Source organism: Luteibacter sp. KNZ12-1A (genome assembly GCF_056755675.1).
On sequence record NZ_JBPGXU010000036.1, the window covers coordinates 1 to 14,316 of the forward strand.

The following is a 14,316-nucleotide window of genomic DNA, read 5'->3' on the forward strand; positions in this document are numbered from 1 at the left end:
GGGGCGCAGCCATCAAACACGGCCGCGCAGCGGCATCCTTGCCCAAGGGACGGCGACTACCGTCGCGCCGAGGGTGGCGCCCGGCAGCTCCCCCGCGACGCCGCACACAACGAATGCGAGGGCGAAGCCGAGCCCAGCACTAAGCGAACCCCGGAAATGCGCGAAGAACCACAAAAAAAGCCGGGATTGCTCCCGGCTTTTCCCTGTCCCTAGGGATAGATTCAATCGTCGTCGCGCAGCACGTGGCGGATCAGCAAAAAGGTGCCGATCGCGGCGGCGGCGATACCGATGGTGAGCCCCGGGTTGCGGCGCACCTGCTTGCGCAACTTGCGGTACTGGTAGGTCGCCTCGTCGGCCACATCTTCGGCCAGGTAACGGATGCGCTGGCCGCTGAGGCTGTTGCGCTTCGTGAACTTGTTCGTGACCCGGCGGCTGCGCTCGAGCAAGTCGTTGCCGACTCCCGAGGCCTCGTCGGCGTAATGGCGGACGCGACCCGATACACCGTTGACGGCGCTCTCGACCTGACGCGCGAATTCGCGGTTTCTGCTCATCGGATGGCTCCCTCTACGACGTTACGGTTGGAAAGCGACTTTGCGGTCCGCCTCGTGAGCGTCGTGTAAACAGGCGCACAAGGGTTGATGAGGGATTCAGCCTGGCCGGGCAGGGGCGAGGTCGTAGTCGCCGCCCCTTTCCAACGCCCTTTGATAGGCGGGGCGGGCGTGGATGCGTTCGAGGAATCCGTGCAGGCCAGGACGGGTGGCGTCGAGCGCCGCGCGGCTGGACGCAGCCTCGAGGGGGAAACTCATCTGGATGTCGGCCGCGCTGAACGCGTTGCCCGCGAACCAGCCCGTCTTGCCGATTTCGCCCTCCAGGTAGTCGAGGTGCAGTTTGAGCTGCGGGTCGACGAAGGCCTTCTGTGCACCGCGCGCCAGCATGCGGGCGATGGGTTTGGCGAAGAACGGCACGGGTGCCGACTCCATGCGGATGAATACGAGCTTGAGCAGCAGCGGGGGCATGGCGGACCCCTCCGCGTAGTGCAGGAAATAGCTGTAGCGCAACGCGTCGGGCGTGCCGTCGGCGGGCTTGAGCCGCCCCTCGCCATAGCGGCCAACCAGGTATTCGACGATGGCGCCGGATTCGGCCAGCGTGACATCGCCATCCACGAGCACGGGCGACTTGCCGAGAGGATGGACGGCGCGGAGTTCCTTCGGTGCCAGCATCGTCTTCGGGTCGCGCTGGTATCGCGCGATCTCGTACGGCAGGCCCAGTTCCTCGAGCAGCCAGAGTACGCGCTGCGATCGCGAGTTGTTCAGATGGTGGATGACGATCATGGCTGCTTCGAGTAGTGAGGAGTGCGCAGGTTACGGATCAACCCGCCGCGGTCAACGCCTCCTGCAATTTCTTCGTCTGTTCGGGAAACGCCTTGCCTTCCGCCGCGACGGTGTCGGCCACGCGCTTGCGCGCTTCGTCGTCGCGATGCAAGGCACGCAAAGCCTTCACCTGATACGTCGCGACCGCGAAGCGATTCGCGCCGTACGCCTTCTTCGACGCCGCATCGAGATACGGGAGGCCTTCGGCGGGTTTGCCACTCTCGACGAGGCGGCGGCCGTAGCGGTAGTTGTAGACGTAGTCGTCCGGATAGGCCGCGATCAACTGCTTTTCCAGCGTGTCCAGTTCGTCGCCCGCCTTCGCCCTGACCAGGTACACGCGAAGGTTGTCGGCGAGGTTGCGGTCGCTCTTGAGATCGCCGTGCAGCTTGTCCCGGCTCAGGTCGATGGCCTTGCGCAGCACGGCTTGTTCGGCGGCGTGGTCGCCGAGTGCCGCATCCAGGTCCGCCGCCGTGAGAACCGCGCTGCGCTGGTCGGCACAAGCCGGGGTGGTGGTGAATACCTGCGTGGCGAGGAACTGCTCGTAGGAAGCCCGTTGCGGCGCGAGCGCCGACTGCCGGGAATCCGGGTGCTGCGATTCGGTGGCGCCGATAAGGTCATCCAGCACGTAAGGACGTTCGCAACCGATATTGCCGGCGAGGACCCTGGTGGCGGCCTCGGCGATGCCCTTGTCGTCCTTGCGGTCCTTCGCCTGCAGCAGGAGCAGGCGTTGCTTGGCCAGCGCCACGCGCTTGTCCTTGTCCGATACGTTGCGCACCATCGCCGGCAAGGTGTCGAACCAGGCCATGCCTTCGTTGCCCTGGTAGCGCTGCTGGTAGGTATCCAGCACGTCGGCCACCGCGGCCATCGAACCCTTGGCGGCATCGGACTTCTGCTTGGACAGGCGCGCATCGCCGGAAAGGAGGGCCGCGACTTCGGGATAGAACGTGTCACGAGGCCGTTCGGCGAGGATGCGCCCCAGTTCCTCGCCGTCGGGCCCGATCGCCACGTAGGTCGGCAGGAAGTGGACGTTGAGCTTCTTCATCCATGCCTGGTCGGCGGGCTTGTCGGCGTCGGCTTCGTAGAACACGACCTTGCTTTCGAGGTCGTCCCACTCCTTGCCGTTGAGGACATGGCTGGCCATGTAATAGCAGGAGTAGCACCACACGGCCTGGAAATCGATCAGCACCGGCTTGTGCTCGCGTTTGCCCTGGGCAAACGCGGCATCGAGGCTGGCGGGTGTCTCAAGCGCGGCGAAGGCCGGCGCGGCGAACATGACGAGGACGGCGACAAGCAGGCGCTTCATGGTGGACCCTCACCCTTTGGAGGTATAGACGTCCACCTAATAGCACGTTTCCGGCACCGTGTCAGATCGTGTCGCTGGCGCCCTCGACCGGCTCCGGGTCCGATACCAGTCCCTGCCGGCGGCGCAGGGAAGGGAACCACCATATCCACAAGCCCACGACCACGAGCGTACCGATGCCGCCGACCAGGGTCGCGTTCACCGCGCCCACGGCGGCCGCCAGCAGCCCGGACTCGAACTCGCCGAGCTGGTTGGACGTGTTCACGAAGATGGCGTTGACCGCACTCACCCGCCCGCGCATGTCGTCCGGCGTTTCCAGTTGCACCAGTGCGCCGCGGATCACCATGCTGACCATGTCGAAGGCACCCAGGGCGAACAGCGCGACCACGGACAGCCAGAGGGTGGTGGAAAGCGCGAAGACGAGCGTGGCGACGCCGAAGCCGGCGACCGACCCGAACATGATCGGCCCGACCCGGCGTTCCAGGGAATGCCGGGCCAGCCATACCGACATCAACAGCGCGCCGACCGCCGGCGCGGCGCGCAGGATGCCCAGGCCCCACGGACCGGTGTGCAGGATGTCCTTGGCGAAGATCGGCAACAAGGCCGTCGCGCCGCCGAGCAGCACGGCGAACAGGTCGAGCGAGATCACGCCGAACACCGCCGGCCGGCGGCGGATGAAGTGCACCCCGGCGAACAGGGTCTTGAGGGTGGCCGGCTCGCGTCGTGGCGGCAGGTGGTCGTAGGCCAGGCGCGACATCAGCGTCAACGCCACGAGGTAGAGCAACGCGGAGACGCCGTAGACGGTGGCGGCGCCGGCCACGTAGAGCAACCCTCCCAGCGCCGGTCCGGCGATCATCGCGGCCTGCCCCGCCGAGGCGTTCGCGGCCATCGCGCGGGGAAGCACGTGGGTGGGAACTAGCGCGGGCAGCATGGACTGGAGCGCGGGGAATTCGAAAGCCTTGGCGACGCTGACCACGAAGACCAGCGCGAGGATGCCCGTCTCGGTCAGGTGGCCCGCCAGGCTGAACCCGGCCAGCAAGGCGATGGCGATCCATTCGACCGCCTGGCATACCGTGACGATGCGGCGCCGGTCGAACTGGTCGGCGATGTGGCCCGCCGGAAGGGCCAGCAGCACCGACGGCACGAACTGCGCGAGGCCGATCAAGCCAAGGTCGAACGCGCGATGGGTCAGTTCGTAGATCTGCCAGCCGACGGCGACGGACATCATCTGAAAACCGAAGCTGGAGGCGTTCTTGGCGAACCAGAATTGCAGGAAGGCGCGATGGCGCAGGAGCGAGACCGCTTCCGTGGTGGGCGAAGGCATGGGGAATCCTTGGGGCGTCCCCCGCATTTTACGCCGCGCCTTGCCAGGCGCGGCATCGAGCGGCGAAGCTAGGGGCTTTCCAGCAGGAATCGCAAGATGATGCGCCGTATCGCCGTCCTCCTCGCCATCGTCGTCCTTGCCGCGGCGTGTTCCTCATCGCAGGACCAGCAGGCCGCCGCGCCGGCATCCACCGCGAGCGACCAGACCGCGGAGGCCGCGAAGAAGCTGGAGACCTACCAGCAACTGCTGAAGCTGCACAACGATGGCCCGGCGGTGCAACTGGGCCATGAAATCATCGACAAATATCCCGACACGCCCGCGGCGGCCGAGGTAAAGAAGACCCTCGACGCGCTCGAGGCCAACTACAAGGCGGCCAGCGAGAAAGCCCGCCTCGCCGCGTTGTGGCTCTACCAGACCTCGCCCATGCAGGGTGGCACGCAGAGCACGGCCACCATCCAGTCTTCGCGGCCGACGGGCGAGCAGACGGTGCGCCTGATCCTTCGCCGGCATACCGACTGGGGCCAGAGTGTCTTCCTGTATGCCACCACCGGGAAGGGTTTCGTCTGCAAGGGCGATTGCTCGCTGAAGGCCACGTTCGACGGCAAGGCGAAGACGATCAAGGCGTTCCGCCCGCCGACCGGCGAGCCCGCCCTGTTGTTCCGCAACGATGCGTCGTTCCTCAAGGACCTGGCCCGGACCCGACGGCTGACCATCGACGTGGTGACGATCAGCCGTGGCGAAACCACGCTCGTGTTCGAGACCGGCGGTTTCGATCCGGAAAAGTGGACGCCCCTGCCGAAGAAGAAATGACCTCAGTGCAGGAACAGCTTCTCGGTGATCCGCGTGAGCGGCCACTCGAGCATCGAGTTCACCCTCGGCGGGAGATCCAGCGGGCGTAGCAGCATCTTCACCGTCATCTCGGCGGGGATGTGCCGCTTGAGCAGGCCCTCGGCACGCGAGGTGACGCGGCGGAACTCCGCGTCGTTCTGGGCCTTGTCCGGATAGCGCACGTTGAAGACGTGGCGCAGGGCGATGTCGCTGTCCTCGTTCTTGATCTCGCGGAGGCGCTTGAGCAGCACGCGGAACGTGCTCAGGCGACCGATGCCGTCGCGCTCGCGATAGATGCGGAAATGCTGGTAGAAGTGCTTGTAATGACGCACCTCGTCGCTCTTGATGTAGTTGGTCAGCTCGCGCAACACCGGTTCGTCGGTGACCTCGTTGAGCGCGCGATACAGGCTTGCCGTACCCGTCTCCACGACACAGCGCGCGGCTAGCTCCAACCCACGGTTCGGCTCCAGTTCCTCCGACGTGCAGACCGAGCCGTAATGGGCGAAGAACGCCTTGAAGCCCGCGTCCCAGTCGAAGTCGGGCCATACATGGCGCACATAGGCGGCCAGCGCGCGGCCGTGCTGCATTTCCTCGTGCTCCCAATGGTCACGCAGCCAGCCTTGCAGTTCCTCGTCACCGGCGAAGTGGTCGACGAGGTTGTGCGTGTACAGGTCCGAGCCGCTTTCGACGAAGGACGAGCTGCACAGGAGCAGGAAAAGATCTTCGTTATGCCTGACCTTCTCCACGTCGATGCGCGAGAGGTCCAGTTTTTCGAGCGTCCATGGCAAGGTGGCGGCGTAGCTCACTGCGGAATGTTCCTCGATCACAGGTCCTGGTGCCCCGGGGCACAATGACGGGATTGTGACAAAGGCGACGCGTCAACGCACCACGGTCACCGGCACATGGGCCTTGGCCAGGACATCGGTGGAGGTCGATCCGACCAGCCAGCGGGCGAGCGCGCCTCGTTCGGTATGGCCGATGACGATGTGGTCCACGCCGTGCCCGGCCACGAAGGAGAGCAGGGCGTCGCCGGGGCTGCCATGGACCAGCTCGACCTCCACCGGCACGCCGGCCGGATGCCCGAGCGCCGCGACCTCCTCGCGCAGGCCGGCCAGGCGCTCCTCCCCGACATCGGTCATCATCAGGGCCGAGATATCGGCCCCATTGTCGAGCTGGATCACCGAAACAACGTGAACCTTCGCGCGGGCGCAGGCCGCCAGTTCCAACGCGAAGAGGTAGGCGCGGCGGGCGGTTTCCGAACCGTCGTAGCCGACCAGGATGTTCTTGGGCATGGGAAATCCTCCATCGAATGGATACGGCTCGATATTAGGACCATGGCGGCGCTCCGGGGAGCCAGTTCACCCGCCGTCCATCAAGCCGGGCCATTCCTGAACGGCCGCTCGGGCGCTCCGTGTTTCTTCACATTCGTGAGTGGAGAATCCGCTTCGCAGTTCCCTGCCACCTTTCAACGGAGAAACGAACATGATCAAGCGCATCACGGGTATGGCCGCCCTGGTTCTGGCGGCGGCAGGTGCTTTGACGGTCCAGCCGGCCCAGGCTGCCGAGGGCGGTACCAAGTGCCACATGACCTTCAGCACGAGCGGTTGGGCCGCGATCTACAAGCGTGCCGATGGCCAGGGCCACGTGCGCTGCGACAACGGCCAGTCGGCGACCGTGATGATCCACATCCGCGGTGGTGGTATCACGGCCGGCAAGTTCAGCATCGAGAATGGCAAGGGCGAGTTCACCAACGTCAAGAACATCAACGAGATCTTCGGCGACTACGCGACGGCCGGCGCCAATGCGGGCGCGGTGAAGAGCGCCGAGAGCCTGGCGATGACCAAGGGCGAGGTGTCCCTTGCCGTCACCGGTACCGGCCGCGGTTTCAACCTCGGCGTGGACGTCAGCAAGTTCGAGATCGCGCGGAAGTAATAGCCGGCGCCTGGTGATCTCGGGGGCGCCCCTGAAGGGGCGCCTTTTTCTTGAGTTCCGGCACGGCCGGCGCAACCTTGGGAGCCTCGCGAGTACACTCACCGCGATCCCACCCATCGAGGTTCCCCCATGCGCCGCCTCCTCAGCCTCATCGCCCTGTGCATCGTTTCCGCCGCCGCCTGGGCTTCCAGCCCCGTGGTTGGCGAGAAAGCACCCGATTTCCGCCTGCAGGACCAGAAGGGCGAATGGCACACCCTGCAAACCGAGCAGGGCAAGTGGCTCGTCCTGTATTTCTATCCGAAGGATTTCACCGCCGGCTGCACCACCGAGGTCTGCACCTTCCGCGACGACATCGTCAAGCTGCACAAGGCCGGCGCGGTGGTGCTGGGCGTGAGCCTGGACGACGTCAAGTCGCATGCGGAGTTCGCCGAGAAATACCACGTACCGTTCCCGCTGCTGTCCGACCCGGACGGCGCCGTCGCCACGAAGTACGCCGTGCTTACCAGCCATGGCGATACCAAGTACGCCTTGCGCGAGACCTTCCTGATCGACCCGGCTGGCAAGATCGTCAAGGTTTATAAGGATGTCGACCCTGAGAAAAACTCGGGCCAGGTCCTGGCGGATCTCGCCGCACTGAAGAAAGCGGGCGCCTGATCGTGTTCCAGGCCGCCAAGGGTGCCAGGCACGCCCGTCCCTTCGCTCCGTGGCGCATCGTGGTCTGGCTGGTGATGCTGCTCGCCGCCGCCGGCTTCGTGATCAATACCTATGCCTCGGTCCTCTTCGCCCATGCGGTGGGCGCGGTGAGCGCCGAGGCGATCGCCGCGGGCGCCGGCGATCCGCGCATCGGCCTGCTATGGTCGCTCGCCTACGCGCTGGCGGCTTTCGTCGTGATGGCCTTGAGCCTCGGGACGCTGCGCTGGCGCGACTGGGGCCGGCGCGCGATGCGGGTCGTCGCCCTGTTGTTGATGCTCTGGGCCGCCTACACCGCGTGGGTTTCGTTCGACCAGTGGAGCCAGCTCGGCACGGTCCTTTCCCAGGCCGGCCTGCCGGCGGACCTCCTGGCGGCCGGACAGAAGCACAGGACGATCCTGCTGATCGGCCTGGTCCTCAAGATCGTTTCGGTTCCCGTGCTGGCGTGGCTGTCGTGGATCCTCGGCAGCGTGTCGGTACGCCAGCAGTTCGCCCAGCCGGCGCTCTGATCGGTTCAGCCGGCATTCGTACGCCGCCGGCTATCGAAGCGTTTTCCGCCGGGACCCGCCATGACACCACGCTTGCTCGTCTTCGCCATCGCCACCTGCCTTGCAGGTGGGGTGGCGGCCCAGGACCTCGGCACAACCTGTCAGGTGGCCAGCACCTATGACCTGACGGTGCGGCCGGACAGCCTCGTGTTCGAGCGCCCCGATGCGGCCCCGCGTAGCGTGCGCATGCAAGATGGCAGCCTGGCGACCGATGGGCGGGCGGTATCCCTTCGGCCGGATGAGCAGGACCGTGTCGCCCTGTTCGAACGCAACCTCCGGGCCTTGGTCCCGAAGGTCAAGGCGATCGCGAACGACGGTGTCGACCTCGCCGCACGCGCGGTACGCGACGAGGCCGCCACGGCCGCCCCGGGCGCGGTGGGCAGTGGCGAACTCGACCGGGTGTTGAATGCCCGGGTGGCGGACATCAAGCGGCGCATCGCCGCCAGCCAGAGTACGCGCGACTGGCAGGAGGATGCGATGCGCGCCTATGCTCAGGAGATCGTGTCCGATGTGACGCCCATCCTTACCCAGGACGTCGGCGGCGAAGCCATGGCTTTGGCGATGAACGGCGATTTGCAGGGGGCGGCGGCGTTGCGGGACCGTGTGGCGTCCGTATCCACCGGTGGCCAGGCCCGCGTGGTGGCACGGCTCGAGGCGGCGCTCAAACCGCGGATCCAGGCGCTGTGTCCGTCGATCCGCCAGTTGGGCGATCTGCAATCGGGTCTGCACGATGCGACCGGCAGGCCCTTGCTTTTGCTCGAAGCGGGTGGCTGACCACCGGCTGACCGGTGCCCGGCGCGTTTAAGGCCGGCTAAGTCCGACGGGGCTAACGTGCTGCCCCATGGAACGCAACTCGACCCGTGTGGTAAACGGCCTGATCCGGCGAGTGATTGCAGACCGCGACCTCTATCGGCAGGCTGCACGTGGCGTTCGTGAGCCGGGACTCAAGACCATCCTGGAGGAATCCGCCGCCTCCCTGACCGCCATCGCTACGGACCTGCAGGACGAAGTGTCCTCCGCGGGAGTGCGCCCGGCGACGGCCGGTGGGCCCATGAGCGGTGTCCGGCGGACGATGATGGAAGCCTCGGTGAAGCTGTCGCATGATCCCGATGTGACGTATATCCGGACGCTGGAGCAGATGGAGCGTCGTCTCCTGGACGCCTTTCTTCGCCTCGAGGCGAGTTCCGGAGATCGCGCGATGGTCGGCAGGCATATCGCGCGCCTGCGCCTGCTGCACCTCGACATGACCAACCTCGGCAGCGCCGCCGGGCGCTGACGCATCGCCTACGCGGCGAGACGTATCGCGTGCAGGGTGCGGTGCAAGTGGATGTCGGCGGAAACGCGGACCGGGAATGCCGACATCAGCGTTTCGCGATCGGCGAAGAAGTTGGCGAAGGCGATCGCGTCCGCGGGATCGGTGCGTACGGCGATCTGCACGCCCTCGCGGAAGATGCCCCAGGTCTCGCCTATGTCCGCGATGTGATATTCGATTGCGTGTTCGTTCATGCCTCGTCCTCCGCCGGACGCCTGAAGGCGTACTGTGATCAGGATGACGAGGGAATCAGCGCGAGGCTATCGGACTAGTCTGAAAATTCGTACTAATTCTTGAGCATATCCTCAGTGCATGGATGCGCATCCAGCGCGGTCCGCAATCGTGAGGCATAGCCTTCTATCGCCGACGCCAGTTCCGGTAAACGATGCATGGCGGCCGCGCCATGGGCGCCGCGAAGTTCATTTTCCAGGTATTCCGCAAACGCGGCCTCGGTCGATGGGCCGAAAACGCGCATGCCGCCGAGGATGCGGTGAACCCAATCCGCCGCGGCGGACGGATCGTCGAAGGCGGCGATTCCCGCCATGTCTTCGCGTACGGCCATCTCGAACCGGTCCACCATGAGAGGCAGCAAGGCGAGATCGCCATAGGTTTCCCGCCATGCATCCAGATCCCAGGGCGAGCGGGCGGAATCTTCATCCTCGCCGGGCGAGAGCAGCATGTCCAACTCGCCCAATCGCAGCGGCTTGGTAGCGAATCCGTCCATTCCCGAGGCGCGGCAGCGGGCTTCCTCGCCGGGAAGCGCATTCGCGGTGACCGCCACGATGCGAAGAGGCGAACCTTGCTTGCGCAGTGCGCGGGTGAGCGCATAGCCGTCCATCACCGGCATGTGCAGGTCGGTCAACAAGACGTCGAACCGGCGCGACGATGCGCGGGCGAGCGCCTCCGCGCCGTCCGCGACCAATTCATAACGATGGCCGAGACGGGCCAGTTGTGCCGCGACCAGCTGCCGGTTCGTCGCGTTGTCCTCGGCAACGAGTACGTCGAGGGTTGCTTCTTTTACCGGCGGCGTGGCGACGACGGCCGTGCCCACGGCCTCGTCGCTGGCGGCATGTCGCGATCGCTCCATGTCCAGTACGATCGACAGTCGCGTACCCTCTCCGACCACGCTCGACATCACGAGATCGCCGCCCATCAGTTCCACCAGGCGCCGACTGATGGCCAGGCCAAGACCGCTTCCGCCGAAGCGGCGTGTCGTCGACGGCTCGGCCTGGCTGAAGGGGGCGAACAGTCGCTCGATATCCTTACGGGCGACGCCGATGCCCGTGTCGACCACGTCGATGCCAATGCTCTGCTTCATCTCCATGTCTTTCACGACGTCGACGACGATGTCGATGCGACCCCGGGCGGTGAACTTGATGGCGTTGCTGACGAGGTTGAGCAACACCTGGCGCAATTTGGCCGCGTCACCCATGACACCCGGCGCCAGGCGCGCATCGATATGGATGTCCACCGAAAGGCCTTTTTGCCTTGTCTGCCGGGCATGCAGTGCCACGACGTCGTCGAGCAGCTGGCGAAGATCGAAGGTGGCATGCTCCATCTCGACGGCGCCGGCTTCGATTCGCGAGAAATCGAGCACGTCGTCGACGATTCGCAGAAGCGCTTCGGCCGATGACTCGGCGGTACCGAGCAGGTGGCGCTGGCTCTCGTGCAGCGATGTCTCGCGGAGCATTTCGAGCATGCCGATGAGCCCATGCATCGGCGTGCGGATCTCATGGCTCATGGTGGCGAGGAACCTGCTCTTCGCCGCGGTGGCCTCTTCAGCCACCTGCTTGGCCTCGGCCAGCTGGGCAGCTTGTTCATGCCGGTCGGAGATGTCGATCCAGTAGCCGGTGAATTCCACCGCGCCCGCCACCGGCCGAGGCAGCGCATGCGAGGCGATCCAGCGTTCGGGCGCGACATCGCGTATGCGCATTTCCGCGTGGATCGGCGTAAGTGTGTTGGCCGCCCTTGCGACCTCCGCAAGCAGCGGCGCCTGGTCGAGAGGATCGATCCGGGCGAACGCGCGGCGTTCGTCGTGAAGGAATGTATCCACGGGAATCCCGAAGATGGGTTCCGGGTTCCCGCCTACGTGGATGAACTCGATGCGTCCACCCTCGAAGTAGCGGAAACGATAAAACACGGCAGGGATATGCCGGGTGATGTCGGCGAGCCGTTCTTCGCTCGACCTTCGCCGTCGTGTTTCGCGACGCAGGCGTACATACGCGTGGGATACGGCGAGAAGGAGGGCGAGCACCGCGGCACCCGGCGGCCCGGCCTTGCGTGCGATTTCCCGCCAGGACCCTCCCCACGTGTAGTGGGATCGCAACCAGGTGTTGCGGATGGCCTGGGTACGACGCTCGGAGATCCGGGCGAGCGCCCTGTCGAGCAGCGGTACCAAGGGGGCGTACCGCCGATCGACGGCGATCGCGAACTCCGCGCGCTCGTCCGTGGGCGCCGCGAGCTTCAATCGCGCGGGATGGTCGCGGCGCATGAAGTATTCCGCGGTCGCGATGTCGCCCACATAGGCATCGGCTTGTCCCGATGCCACGGCGCGCAGTCCTTCGGCCGCGTCGCGTACCGCGACGGGTTCGACGAGGGGAAGGTGGCGTACCGCATCGGCGACCGCGCCATGGGCCAGGTTGGCCGCGACACGGTGCCCGCCCAGGTCGGCGGGCCCCGCGATGGTCGCCATGTCGTCACGCGTCACGATCATCACGGGAAAATCGATGTAAGGCTCGGTGAAATCGAAATTCCTGCCCAGCTCGTCGTTTCGGGGCGAAGCCGCGGGAAGGATGTCGATGTCACCGGCGGTGGCCCTGCGCACCGTTTCTCCCCAGTCCTGCGTGCGGACGGGCACATGGGCGACGCCGAGAGCGGACAGGGCCTCGTCGAGGTAATCCATGGCAAGGCCGACGGGCACCCCTCTCCGATCCACCAGGGACAGTGGCGCCGATGTCGGATCGATGCCGACACGCAACACGGGCAGGTGCGCCAGCCAATCGCGCTCGGCGTCTGTCAGTGCGACGCCGTCGTCTCTTGCGGGTCCATCCACGCCCGCGGCGATATGTGGGCCGGCGGCTCGACCGGAACATATGCCCCCGGCAGGAATGGTGTCGGCAAGCGAGGCTTGAAGGCGTCGGCTTCCATCGGCGTGCCGTCGGGTGGGTTCATGAGTTCGCGCGACCGTGGAAAGCGGTAAGCAGGATGACGTGCCGTCCGGCGGGCACGGCACCGGCTCCGCATCGACCCTGTCGGCGAAGGCATCGCATGAGCAAACCGCGAACGGAATGATGACTAGGATTCTCAATAGCTGCATGGCGTTCCTTCGACCACGAGCGGATGTTTACTGTAATCTCCGCGATGGTACGACGAGTAGCACATCTCATGGAGAGCGGCAGCAGTTATCCGCCGGCGAGGGAAGAAATGGTTCTGCGCACGATCATTGCCGACGATCATCCGGTGGTCCTGATGGGCACCCGTGCGGCGCTCGAGGCGTCGGGTGATATCGTCGTAGCCGGCGAAGCAGCCAATGGCGATCAACTCGTCGACCTGCTGGCCTCTCGTCCATGCGATGTCATCGTTACCGATTTCTCCATGCCTGGCGGTCGTCACGGTGACGGGCTTTCGCTGATTGACCTGGTCCGGCGGCGTTATCCGCGGCTGCCGATCGTCGTGCTCACCATGGTGAACAACGCGGCGGTGCTGCAGACGATGCGGGTTCGTGGCGCGTTGGGCCTGTGCGACAAACGGGCGCCACTCAAGGAAGTGGCGGTGGCGGTGCGTCATGCGGCGGCGGGCCGGCCCTATCTCAGCGAGACGATTCGACGCCAGTTCGACCAGGCCGGCGTACACAGCGCGACCGACATGACGCGGCTTTCCGCCCGGGAGATCGAGGTCGTGCGCCTGTATGTGAGCGGCATGTCCATCACCCAGATCGCCGAGCGCCTCAGTCGCAGCGTCAAGACGGTAAGCCGGCAAAAGCGCGACGCCATGCGCAAGCTGGGCATCGATCATGACAGCCGGCTTTCCGAATATGCCCGAGAAAGGGGTCTCGCCTCCTGACCCTGCTGGAAGTCAGGGTATGACCATTCGCCCATGTGGTGCCGCGCGAATCGGCTTAAACCTTGGGGCGCCCGGGCGCATCCCACCCGGAGCCAACCGTTCCCTGGGGAGAAGAACCATGCGCCATTCACTGATTGCCGGCACGATCGCCATCGCGCTCGTCCTCGCCGCCCCCACCGGGCAGGCGAAGGGCTTCAACTTCAGCACCGATACCTGCAAGCACGACTATTCCACGGCCTACGATGTCGATGTCACGGCCAATGGACTGTCCTTTCATCGCAAGGACGGCGTTCCGGCCCGGATCTTCCTGCACGATGGTTCGTTGCGGGTGGATGGCAAGGACATCGCGGTCTCCCGTAGCGACGCCGATGCATTGCGCCGCTACGAGGACGGCGTTCGCCGGCTCATGCCGCAGATCGCTTCCATCGCCCGCGATGGCGTGGAGATCGGATTCTCCGCGATGACATCGGTCACGCTGACGTTCGCCGAGGGTGACCAGCGCGCGGGGATGCTCGAGAAGTTGAAGCGCAAGCAGGCCGAGGCATTGCGCGATATCGACGAAGGCATCGGCGCCGGGCATTGGTCCGCGGATCGCATGACCGAGACGGTCGCCGGTTCGGTATCGGACTCGGTGGGCGAGCTGGTCGGCTCGGTCACGTCCAGCGCGGTGACCGCCGCCCTGTCCGGCGATTCGAGCAAGGTGGCGGCGCTCCAGGCGCGTGCCGAGTCGTTGGACAAGGCCATGGACCGGGAGATGGACAAGCGTTCGAAAGGCCTGGAGGCGCGTGCCAACGCCATCTGCCCCCAACTCAACGACCTCGCCGACCTGCAGCGTGGATGGAGCGTGCGCACGGCCGACGGCAAGCCGCTCGAACTGATGACGATCAAGCCGAAGGGCAGCCACGATCACGACGAAAGCGAGCCGAAGAAGGTCGCTTCGTCCTGAACGA

The 14,316-nt window shown here is 65.6% G+C and carries 16 protein-coding genes; 8 read left to right on the forward strand and 8 right to left on the reverse strand.

What is annotated here, in order from left to right; genetic code table 11:
* Nucleotides 1-221: 221 nt before the first annotated feature.
* From ACR9ZJ_RS09550 to ACR9ZJ_RS09565, 4 genes are all read right to left on the reverse strand, one after another.
* The gene (locus tag ACR9ZJ_RS09550; RefSeq protein ID WP_481281707.1) at nt 222-551 is read right to left on the reverse strand and encodes a hypothetical protein; all 330 of its coding nucleotides are present in this window, start codon (nt 549-551) and stop codon (nt 222-224) included.
* A 96-nt stretch (nt 552-647) separates the two neighbouring features.
* Nucleotides 648-1,331, reverse strand: coding sequence for a glutathione S-transferase (locus ACR9ZJ_RS09555; RefSeq protein WP_481287633.1), 684 nt, complete (start codon nt 1,329-1,331; stop codon nt 648-650).
* A 37-nt stretch (nt 1,332-1,368) separates the two neighbouring features.
* Nucleotides 1,369-2,673: a thioredoxin family protein gene (locus tag ACR9ZJ_RS09560; protein ID WP_481287634.1), complete on the reverse strand. Its 1,305-nt coding sequence runs from the start codon at nt 2,671-2,673 to the stop codon at nt 1,369-1,371.
* Between the two features lie 61 nt (nt 2,674-2,734).
* Nucleotides 2,735-3,994 carry an MFS transporter gene (locus ACR9ZJ_RS09565; RefSeq protein ID WP_481281704.1) on the reverse strand — a complete coding sequence of 420 codons (1,260 nt, stop codon included), beginning with the start codon at nt 3,992-3,994 and terminating at the stop codon, nt 2,735-2,737.
* 96 nt (nt 3,995-4,090) lie between these two features.
* On the opposite strand from ACR9ZJ_RS09565, the gene ACR9ZJ_RS09570 reads away from it, so the two are divergent.
* On the forward strand, nt 4,091-4,804 hold the full coding sequence (locus ACR9ZJ_RS09570; protein WP_481287635.1) for an outer membrane protein assembly factor BamD: 714 nt from the start codon (nt 4,091-4,093) through the stop codon (nt 4,802-4,804).
* A 2-nt stretch (nt 4,805-4,806) separates the two neighbouring features.
* On the opposite strand, the gene ACR9ZJ_RS09575 is transcribed toward ACR9ZJ_RS09570, so the two are convergent.
* Nucleotides 4,807-5,628: a ferritin-like domain-containing protein gene (locus ACR9ZJ_RS09575; protein ID WP_481287636.1), complete on the reverse strand. Its 822-nt coding sequence runs from the start codon at nt 5,626-5,628 to the stop codon at nt 4,807-4,809.
* A gap of 72 nt (nt 5,629-5,700) precedes the next feature.
* Nucleotides 5,701-6,114, reverse strand: a complete 414-nt coding sequence (locus ACR9ZJ_RS09580) for a universal stress protein (protein ID WP_481281701.1) — start codon at nt 6,112-6,114, stop codon at nt 5,701-5,703.
* 190 nt (nt 6,115-6,304) lie between these two features.
* Between ACR9ZJ_RS09580 and ACR9ZJ_RS09585 the strand changes: the two genes are divergently transcribed.
* The 5 genes from ACR9ZJ_RS09585 (at nt 6,305) to ACR9ZJ_RS09605 (ending at nt 9,268) form a co-directional block, all read left to right on the forward strand.
* A complete protein-coding gene (locus tag ACR9ZJ_RS09585; RefSeq protein WP_481287637.1) occupies nt 6,305-6,754 on the forward strand; it encodes a hypothetical protein in 450 nt (149 codons plus the stop codon).
* A 129-nt stretch (nt 6,755-6,883) separates the two neighbouring features.
* Nucleotides 6,884-7,408, forward strand: coding sequence for a peroxiredoxin (locus ACR9ZJ_RS09590; RefSeq protein ID WP_481287638.1), 525 nt, complete (start codon nt 6,884-6,886; stop codon nt 7,406-7,408).
* 2 nt (nt 7,409-7,410) lie between these two features.
* The gene (locus tag ACR9ZJ_RS09595; protein ID WP_481287639.1) at nt 7,411-7,953 is read left to right on the forward strand and encodes a hypothetical protein; all 543 of its coding nucleotides are present in this window, start codon (nt 7,411-7,413) and stop codon (nt 7,951-7,953) included.
* A gap of 72 nt (nt 7,954-8,025) precedes the next feature.
* Nucleotides 8,026-8,766, forward strand: coding sequence for a DUF2884 family protein (locus tag ACR9ZJ_RS09600; RefSeq protein ID WP_481281698.1), 741 nt, complete (start codon nt 8,026-8,028; stop codon nt 8,764-8,766).
* 67 nt (nt 8,767-8,833) lie between these two features.
* A complete protein-coding gene (locus ACR9ZJ_RS09605) occupies nt 8,834-9,268 on the forward strand; it encodes a PA2169 family four-helix-bundle protein (RefSeq protein ID WP_306851164.1) in 435 nt (144 codons plus the stop codon).
* Between the two features lie 8 nt (nt 9,269-9,276).
* On the opposite strand, the gene ACR9ZJ_RS09610 is transcribed toward ACR9ZJ_RS09605, so the two are convergent.
* Together ACR9ZJ_RS09610 and ACR9ZJ_RS09615 are read right to left on the reverse strand one after the other, a co-directional pair.
* On the reverse strand, nt 9,277-9,498 hold the full coding sequence (locus ACR9ZJ_RS09610; protein WP_481281697.1) for a hypothetical protein: 222 nt from the start codon (nt 9,496-9,498) through the stop codon (nt 9,277-9,279).
* A 92-nt stretch (nt 9,499-9,590) separates the two neighbouring features.
* The gene (locus ACR9ZJ_RS09615) at nt 9,591-12,356 is read right to left on the reverse strand and encodes an ATP-binding protein (RefSeq protein ID WP_481287640.1); all 2,766 of its coding nucleotides are present in this window, start codon (nt 12,354-12,356) and stop codon (nt 9,591-9,593) included.
* 332 nt (nt 12,357-12,688) lie between these two features.
* Between ACR9ZJ_RS09615 and ACR9ZJ_RS09620 the strand changes: the two genes are divergently transcribed.
* Both ACR9ZJ_RS09620 and ACR9ZJ_RS09625 read left to right on the forward strand, forming a co-directional pair.
* The gene (locus tag ACR9ZJ_RS09620; protein WP_481281695.1) at nt 12,689-13,366 is read left to right on the forward strand and encodes a response regulator; all 678 of its coding nucleotides are present in this window, start codon (nt 12,689-12,691) and stop codon (nt 13,364-13,366) included.
* Nucleotides 13,367-13,484: 118 nt separating this feature from the next.
* Nucleotides 13,485-14,312 (forward strand): DUF2884 family protein, encoded by an 828-nt coding sequence (locus ACR9ZJ_RS09625; RefSeq protein WP_481287641.1) that lies wholly within the window; start codon nt 13,485-13,487, stop codon nt 14,310-14,312.
* The last annotated feature ends 4 nt before the right edge of the window (nt 14,313-14,316 follow it).

Coding starts and splice junctions, on each gene's coding strand:
- ACR9ZJ_RS09620 (WP_481281695.1), top strand. CDS start 12,689: ATGGAGAGCGGCAGCAGTTATCCGCCGGCGAGGGAAGAAATGGTTCTG.
- ACR9ZJ_RS09565 (WP_481281704.1), bottom strand. CDS start 3,994: ATGCCTTCGCCCACCACGGAAGCGGTCTCGCTCCTGCGCCATCGCGCC.
- ACR9ZJ_RS09560 (WP_481287634.1), bottom strand. CDS start 2,673: ATGAAGCGCCTGCTTGTCGCCGTCCTCGTCATGTTCGCCGCGCCGGCC.
- ACR9ZJ_RS09550 (WP_481281707.1), bottom strand. CDS start 551: ATGAGCAGAAACCGCGAATTCGCGCGTCAGGTCGAGAGCGCCGTCAAC.
- ACR9ZJ_RS09570 (WP_481287635.1), top strand. CDS start 4,091: ATGATGCGCCGTATCGCCGTCCTCCTCGCCATCGTCGTCCTTGCCGCG.
- ACR9ZJ_RS09590 (WP_481287638.1), top strand. CDS start 6,884: ATGCGCCGCCTCCTCAGCCTCATCGCCCTGTGCATCGTTTCCGCCGCC.
- ACR9ZJ_RS09580 (WP_481281701.1), bottom strand. CDS start 6,114: ATGCCCAAGAACATCCTGGTCGGCTACGACGGTTCGGAAACCGCCCGC.
- ACR9ZJ_RS09555 (WP_481287633.1), bottom strand. CDS start 1,331: ATGATCGTCATCCACCATCTGAACAACTCGCGATCGCAGCGCGTACTC.
- ACR9ZJ_RS09625 (WP_481287641.1), top strand. CDS start 13,485: ATGCGCCATTCACTGATTGCCGGCACGATCGCCATCGCGCTCGTCCTC.
- ACR9ZJ_RS09585 (WP_481287637.1), top strand. CDS start 6,305: ATGATCAAGCGCATCACGGGTATGGCCGCCCTGGTTCTGGCGGCGGCA.
- ACR9ZJ_RS09605 (WP_306851164.1), top strand. CDS start 8,834: ATGGAACGCAACTCGACCCGTGTGGTAAACGGCCTGATCCGGCGAGTG.
- ACR9ZJ_RS09610 (WP_481281697.1), bottom strand. CDS start 9,498: ATGAACGAACACGCAATCGAATATCACATCGCGGACATAGGCGAGACC.